The sequence below is a fragment of the Pseudomonas graminis genome, assembly GCF_001705435.1.
Classification (GTDB): Bacteria; Pseudomonadota; Gammaproteobacteria; order Pseudomonadales; family Pseudomonadaceae; genus Aquipseudomonas; species Aquipseudomonas graminis_B.
The window spans coordinates 160,897-167,244 of sequence record NZ_MDEN01000054.1; the positions used below are offsets into that span (position 1 = coordinate 160,897).

General features: G+C 64.2%; 8 protein-coding genes. All 8 read left to right on the forward strand.

Translation table 11 applies throughout. The features are described from left to right. Positions 1-7: 7 nt before the first annotated feature. The 8 genes from BBI10_RS05265 to BBI10_RS05300 all read left to right on the forward strand — a co-directional run bounded on the left by BBI10_RS05265 (position 8) and on the right by BBI10_RS05300 (position 6,252). Entirely contained in the window at positions 8-787 is a 780-nt protein-coding gene (locus BBI10_RS05265; RefSeq protein ID WP_065987344.1) for a heme ABC transporter permease, read from the forward strand. After that, the gene (ccmD, locus tag BBI10_RS05270; RefSeq protein ID WP_065987324.1) at positions 784-960 is read left to right on the forward strand and encodes a heme exporter protein CcmD; all 177 of its coding nucleotides are present in this window, start codon (positions 784-786) and stop codon (positions 958-960) included. Before BBI10_RS05265 ends, ccmD begins: the two co-directional genes overlap by 4 nt. Continuing rightward, positions 957-1,430, forward strand: a complete 474-nt coding sequence (gene ccmE / locus BBI10_RS05275; protein ID WP_065987325.1) for a cytochrome c maturation protein CcmE — start codon at positions 957-959, stop codon at positions 1,428-1,430. The genes ccmD and ccmE overlap by 4 nt, the downstream gene beginning before the upstream one ends. Positions 1,431-1,433: 3 nt before the next feature. Then, positions 1,434-3,407, forward strand: coding sequence for a heme lyase CcmF/NrfE family subunit (locus BBI10_RS05280; RefSeq protein WP_065987326.1), 1,974 nt, complete (start codon positions 1,434-1,436; stop codon positions 3,405-3,407). Next, positions 3,404-3,940 carry a DsbE family thiol:disulfide interchange protein gene (locus tag BBI10_RS05285; protein WP_065987327.1) on the forward strand — a complete coding sequence of 179 codons (537 nt, stop codon included), beginning with the start codon at positions 3,404-3,406 and terminating at the stop codon, positions 3,938-3,940. The genes BBI10_RS05280 and BBI10_RS05285 overlap by 4 nt, the downstream gene beginning before the upstream one ends. Before the next feature lie 191 nt (positions 3,941-4,131). Continuing rightward, positions 4,132-4,602, forward strand: a complete 471-nt coding sequence (locus BBI10_RS05290; RefSeq protein ID WP_065987328.1) for a cytochrome c-type biogenesis protein — start codon at positions 4,132-4,134, stop codon at positions 4,600-4,602. After that, on the forward strand, positions 4,599-5,804 hold the full coding sequence (gene ccmI / locus BBI10_RS05295) for a c-type cytochrome biogenesis protein CcmI (RefSeq protein WP_065987329.1): 1,206 nt from the start codon (positions 4,599-4,601) through the stop codon (positions 5,802-5,804). Before BBI10_RS05290 ends, ccmI begins: the two co-directional genes overlap by 4 nt. Before the next feature lie 31 nt (positions 5,805-5,835). Next, on the forward strand, positions 5,836-6,252 hold the full coding sequence (locus tag BBI10_RS05300; RefSeq protein WP_065987330.1) for a hypothetical protein: 417 nt from the start codon (positions 5,836-5,838) through the stop codon (positions 6,250-6,252). Positions 6,253-6,348 lie beyond the last annotated feature (96 nt).

The window sequence follows — 6,348 nt, forward strand, 5'->3', positions numbered from 1 at the left end:
AGGCGGCATGAGTTGGGCCTGGTTCCACAAACTCGGTTCGCCCAAATGGTTTTACGGCATCAGCGGCCGTCTGCTGCCGTGGCTGAGCATCGCTGCGGCGCTGTTGATCGGCATTGGCGTGGTCTGGGGGCTGGCATTCGCGCCCCCGGACTATCAGCAAGGCAACAGTTTTCGCATCATCTATATCCACGTGCCGGCAGCGATGCTGGCCCAGTCCTGCTACGTGATGATGGCGGTGTGCGGCGTGGTCGGGCTGGTCTGGAAGATGAAAATGGCCGACGTCGCCCTGCAATGCGCGGCGCCCATCGGTGCGTGGATGACTGCCCTGGGGCTGGTGACCGGCGCGATCTGGGGCAAGCCGACGTGGGGTTCGTGGTGGGTCTGGGACGCGCGGCTGACGTCGATGCTGATTCTGCTGTTTCTGTATTTCGGCCTGATCGCGCTGGGCAACGCGATCACCAACCGCGACAGCGCCGCCAAAGCCTGCGCCGTGCTGGCGATTGTCGGCGTGATCAACATCCCGATCATCAAATACTCGGTGGAGTGGTGGAGCACGCTGCACCAGGGCGCCACCTTCAGCCTGACGGAAAAGCCCGCCATGCCCGCTGAAATGTGGCTGCCCCTGCTGTTCACCGTGCTGGGGTTTTACTGCTTCTTCGGGGCGGTGCTGCTGATGCGCATGCGCCTGGACGTGCTCAAGCGCGAGGCCCGCGCCGGTTGGGTCAAAGAGGCCGTAGCGAAGCACCTTGGCCACACCGCGTCCCCTCGCCACGGAGCCGAACGATGAGCTTCGAGTCTTTCAGTGATTTTCTCGCCATGGGCAAGCACGGGCTGTATGTCTGGTCGGCCTATGGCATCTGTTTCACCGTGCTGGCGATCAATGTCCTGGCACCGGTTTTCGCGCGTCGGCGTTACCTGCAACAAGAGGCGCGCCGTCTGCGCCGGGAGAGCATTACGTGAATCCGCTGCGAAAAAAGCGCCTGTTGATCATCCTGGCGATCCTCGCCGGGGTCGGCATCGCGGTCAGCCTTGCACTCAGCGCGCTGAAGGAAAACATCAACCTGTTCTACACCCCTACCCAGATCGCCAGCGGCGAAGCGCCCCGTGACATGCGGATTCGCGCCGGCGGCATGGTGGTCCAGGGCTCGCTGCAGCGCTCGCCGGATTCCCTGGACGTGACGTTTGCCGTCACCGATTTCAACAAGTCGGTGCCCATCACCTATCGCGGCATCCTGCCGGACCTGTTCCGTGAAGGGCAGGGGATCGTCGCCCTCGGCAAGCTCAATGCCGACGGCGTGGTTGTCGCCGATGAAGTGCTGGCCAAACACGACGAGAAATACATGCCGCCGGAAGTCGCGAAAGCGCTGAAAGACAGCGGCCAGCCCGCACCCGCCGCCACGCCCGCCGCTCTCCCGGACAAACAGGGGTAAACGATGATTCCCGAACTCGGCCACTTGGCCATGATTTTGGCCCTGTGCTTCGCCATCGTGCAGGCCGTCGTGCCGCTGATGGGCGCCTGGCGCGGCGACCGCCTGTGGATGAGCCTCGCCCAGCCCGCCGCATGGGGGCAGTTTGCCTTTCTGGTGTTTGCCTTTGGCTGCCTGACCCACGCGTTCATGGTTGATGACTTTTCCGTGGCCTACGTCGCCGAAAACTCCAACAGCGCGCTGCCCTGGTACTACAAGTTCAGCGCCGTGTGGGGGGCGCACGAAGGCTCGTTGCTGCTCTGGGCGCTGATCCTCGGTGGCTGGACCTTCGCCGTGTCGATCTTTTCCCGGCAATTGCCCCAGGTCATGCTCGCCCGTGTCCTGGCCGTGATGGGCATGATCAGCGTTGGCTTTCTGCTGTTTCTGATCCTCACCTCCAACCCGTTCAGCCGCATCCTGCCGCAGATTCCCCAGGACGGGCGCGACCTCAACCCGTTGCTGCAAGACATTGGCCTGATCGTTCACCCGCCGATGCTGTACATGGGTTATGTCGGTTTTTCCGTGGCGTTTGCCTTCGCCATCGCCGCGTTGCTTGGCGGTCGTCTTGATGCAGCGTGGGCGCGGTGGTCGCGGCCGTGGACCATCGTCGCCTGGGCCTTCCTCGGCGTTGGCATCACCCTGGGTTCGTGGTGGGCCTATTACGAATTGGGCTGGGGCGGCTGGTGGTTCTGGGACCCGGTGGAAAACGCCTCGTTCATGCCATGGCTAGTGGGCACGGCGCTGATTCACTCCCTGGCGGTCACCGAAAAGCGCGGCGTGTTCAAGAGCTGGACCGTGCTCCTGGCCATTGCGGCGTTTTCGTTGAGCCTGCTGGGCACCTTCCTGGTGCGCTCCGGCGTGCTGACGTCGGTGCATGCCTTCGCCTCCGACCCGGCCCGTGGCGTGTTCATCCTGATCTTCCTGCTGATGGTGGTCGGCGGCTCACTGACCCTGTTCGCTCTCCGCGCGCCAGTGGTGAAGAGCCACGTCGGTTTTGGCCTGTGGTCGCGGGAAACCTTGCTGCTGGGCAATAACCTGGTGCTGGTGGTGGCCGCGTCCATGATTCTGCTCGGCACCCTGTACCCGCTGGTGCTGGATGCCCTGAGCGGGGCGAAGATGTCGGTCGGCCCGCCGTATTTCAACGCGTTGTTCGTGCCGCTGATGGGGTTGCTCATGGCGGTCATGGCGGTGGGCGTGCTGGTGCGCTGGAAGGACACGCCGGTCAAGTGGCTGATGGGCATGCTCGCGCCGGTGTTGGTGGGCAGCGCGGTGCTGGCGGTGATCGCCGGTTTCGCCATGGCCGACTTCCACTGGGCCGTGCTTGCCACCTGTTTGCTCGCGGCCTGGGTGCTGCTGGCCGGCGTGCGCGACCTGTTCGACAAGACGCGGCACAAAGGCCTGCTCAAAGGCATGCGTTCGCTGACCCGCAGTTACTGGGGCATGCAAGTGGCGCACCTCGGCATCGCGGTGCTGGCGCTGGGCGTGGTGCTGTCCAGCCAGAACAGCGCCGAACGCGACCTGCGCATGGCCCCCGGAGAATCGGTGGACCTGGGCGGCTACACGTTTGTGTTCGAGGGCGCTCAGCATTATCAGGGCCCGAATTTCACCTCCGATCGCGGCACCCTTCGCGTGCTGGAAGACGGCAAGGAAATCACCGTGCTGCACCCGGAAAAACGCCTGTACACCGTGCAGCGTTCGATGATGACCGAGGCCGGTATCGACGCCGGTTTCACCCGCGATCTGTACGTGGCGCTGGGCGAACCGCTGGAAAACGGCGCGTGGGCGGTGCGTGTCCACGTCAAGCCGTTCGTGCGCTGGATCTGGTTTGGCGGGTTGATCACCGCGCTGGGCGGGGTGCTGGCGGCGCTGGATAAACGATATCGCGTCAAAGTCCGCGCGAAAGTGCGCGACGCGCTGGGCATGACGGGAGCGGCGGTATGAAGCGCTGGATGTTGCTGGCGCCGCTGGTGTTGTTTCTCGGCATGGCGGGGTTGCTGTACCGAGGCTTGTATCTGGATCCGTCGGAACTGCCGTCGGCGCTGATCGGCAAACCCTTCCCTGAGTTCAGCTTGCCCGCGGTGCAGGACGGCAAGCCGCTGACCCGCGCCGACCTGCTTGGCAAACCGGCACTGGTTAACGTCTGGGGCACCTGGTGCGTGGCCTGCCGCGTCGAGCACCCGGTGCTGACCAAGCTGGCGCAGCAGGGCGTGGTGATCTATGGCGTCAACTACAAGGACGTTAATGCCGAGGCGCAGAAGTGGCTCAAGGCGTTTCACGACCCGTATCAGCTGAACATCAACGATGAGGCCGGCAGCCTGGGGTTGAATCTCGGTGTGTATGGCGCGCCGGAGACCTTTTTGATCGATGCCAAGGGTGTCATTCGCTACAAGCATGTCGGCGTGATCGACGAGACGGTCTGGCGCGAGAAGCTGGCGGGCCAGTATCAGGCGCTGGTTGACGAGGGCTCAGAATGATCCGGCCGGGTGACGCGGACTATGTGGGAGTCGAGCTTGCTCGCGAGGGCGGCGTTTCTGTCGCTGGAGATGTGGCGGCTTCAAGGGCCTCTTCGCGAGCAAGCTCGCTCCCACAGGGTTTGCGCGGTGTGCCTGCTGGCCTGCGCTCTCACGGGGGCGGCGGTGTGTCTGCTGGCTTGCTCCTCAAGGGAGTGCGGCGATGGGCTGCTGCTGCGGTGTTGGCGCTCGGTTTTGCAGGTGTTGCTCAGGCGGCGATTGATGCCTACACCTTCAAGGACGACGCCGAGCGTGCCCGCTATACCGAGCTGACTCGCGAGCTGCGCTGCCCGAAATGCCAGAATCAGGACATCGCCGATTCCAATGCGCCCATCGCCGCAGACCTGCGCAAAGAGATCTACCGCATGCTCGGCGAAGGCCGGAGCAATCAGCAGATCATCGATTTCATGGTCGATCGCTATGGCGAGTTCGTGCGCTACAAGCCCGAGCTCAATGCCCACACCTGGCTCCTCTGGTTCGGCCCGGCCGGGCTGCTGGCGGTTGGCGCGGTGTTGATTGGTGTGATCGTCGTGCGCCGCCGTCGCTCAGGCCGCGAAGACGCCGATGTGCTTTCCGACGAGGAGCGTCAGCGCCTCGCCCACTTGCTGGATAAAAACCGCGAATGATCGATTTCTGGATGGCCGCCGGCCTGCTGTTGCTGGTGGCCCTGAGTTTTCTGCTGATCCCTGTGGTGCGCGGCCGTCGCGCACAAACTGAAGAAGATCGCACCGCCCTCAACGTCGCCTTGTATCAGGAGCGCATCGCCGAGCTGCAAGCGCAGCAGGAGGAGGGCGTGCTCTCGGTGGCGCAACTGGACGGCGGTCGTGCCGAGGCTGCCCGTGAATTGCTCGCCGACACCGAAGGCGTGGAGGGCGAGCGGGTTTCGCGCCTGGGCAAGCCGCTGCCGCTGCTCGCCGCGATTCTGGTCCCGGTATTGGCGTTGGGCCTGTATCTGCATTTCGGCGCATCGGACAAGGTCGAGCTGACCCGAGAGTTCTCCCAGCCGCCGGGTTCGCTGGCGCAGATGACCGAGCGGCTAGAGCGCGCGGTCAAGGCGCAACCGGATTCCGCCGAGAGCGCGTACTTCCTTGCGCGGACCTACATGGCCCAGGATCGCCCGGCCGATGCCGCGCGGATGTTCGAGCGCGCGGCCAAGCTGGCCGGCCGTCAGCCCGAACTGCTGGGGCAATGGGCTCAGGCGCTGTATTTCGCTGGCAACAAGGCCTGGAGCCCGCAGATTCAGGGGATTGCCGAAGAAGCGCTGAAGCTCAATCCCAAGGAAGTCACCAGCCTGGGCTTGATGGGCATCAACGCGTTTGAAAGCCAGCAGTTTGATCAGGCAGTCAGTTACTGGACGCGTTTGCTGGCCGTGTTGCCGCCGGACGATCCCTCCCGTGGGGCGCTGGAAGGCGGGATCAAACGCGCCCGTGACAAGCTCGTGCAAAGCGGCGGCAAGCTGGAAGACACCCAGCCGTTGGCGGTGCAGGCCGCACGCATGAAGGTGCGTGTCACGCTGTCTGCGGCGTTGAAAGCCAAGGTCCAGCCGGGCGACACGGTGTTCGTGTTCGCCCGCGCGGTGTCAGGCCCGCCGGCGCCGCTGGCGGTCAAGCGCGTGACCGTGGCCGACTTGCCGGTGGAGGTCGAGCTGAGCGACGCCGACGCTATGATGCCGCAGCTGAAACTGTCGAACTTTGCCGAAGTCCAACTCGTGGCCCGGGTGTCCCGCGCCGGTCAACCTACGGCGGGCGAATGGATCGGCCGCAGCCAGCCGTTGCCGAGCAATGTGACGGCGCTGCAGACCCTGACCATCGACAGCCCTGATCAGTAATCTCCGTTAACGCAGCGAGTAGAGAGTCCTTATGTATCGCGTCGCCCGTTTTGCCTTGTTGAGTCTGGTGGTGGGATTGACCGCAGCCTGTGCGGTGCAGCATCCAGGGCCGCAGAGTTCCGAACCGATCCCGACCGTTCCTGGTCCGTCGCCGACGCCGCAGCCCGGCACCCCGCGCACTGCGCCGCATACACCGCCGTCGACGCCGATCCCTGCGCCCGGCCCGAAAACCTCTTCGCACTTCGCGCCGCCGCCGGGTGGTAACAGCCACTGGGATGCGCGTCTGGGTGTGCATGTGCTGGATAACGTGCCGAACACGTTCTATCGCCAGCGCACGTACTACCGCTGGAATGATGGCTGGACCTGGTCGACTTCGCCAAGTGGCCCGTGGCAAGAGACCGATGCCAGCGGTGTGCCGCCGGGGTTGAGCAAGCAATTCGGGAATTAAGGCCTGGTTCGGCGAGGTCAAGATCAAGAGCGTCTGCCTGGGGGCAGACTGTTTCGCCTTCGGCGAGTTACTTGGAAAAGCACCCCAAGTAACCAA

Coding starts and splice junctions, on each gene's coding strand:
- BBI10_RS05265 (WP_065987344.1), top strand. CDS start 8: ATGAGTTGGGCCTGGTTCCACAAACTCGGTTCGCCCAAATGGTTTTAC.
- ccmD (WP_065987324.1), top strand. CDS start 784: ATGAGCTTCGAGTCTTTCAGTGATTTTCTCGCCATGGGCAAGCACGGG.
- BBI10_RS05280 (WP_065987326.1), top strand. CDS start 1,434: ATGATTCCCGAACTCGGCCACTTGGCCATGATTTTGGCCCTGTGCTTC.
- BBI10_RS05285 (WP_065987327.1), top strand. CDS start 3,404: ATGAAGCGCTGGATGTTGCTGGCGCCGCTGGTGTTGTTTCTCGGCATG.
- ccmI (WP_065987329.1), top strand. CDS start 4,599: ATGATCGATTTCTGGATGGCCGCCGGCCTGCTGTTGCTGGTGGCCCTG.
- BBI10_RS05300 (WP_065987330.1), top strand. CDS start 5,836: ATGTATCGCGTCGCCCGTTTTGCCTTGTTGAGTCTGGTGGTGGGATTG.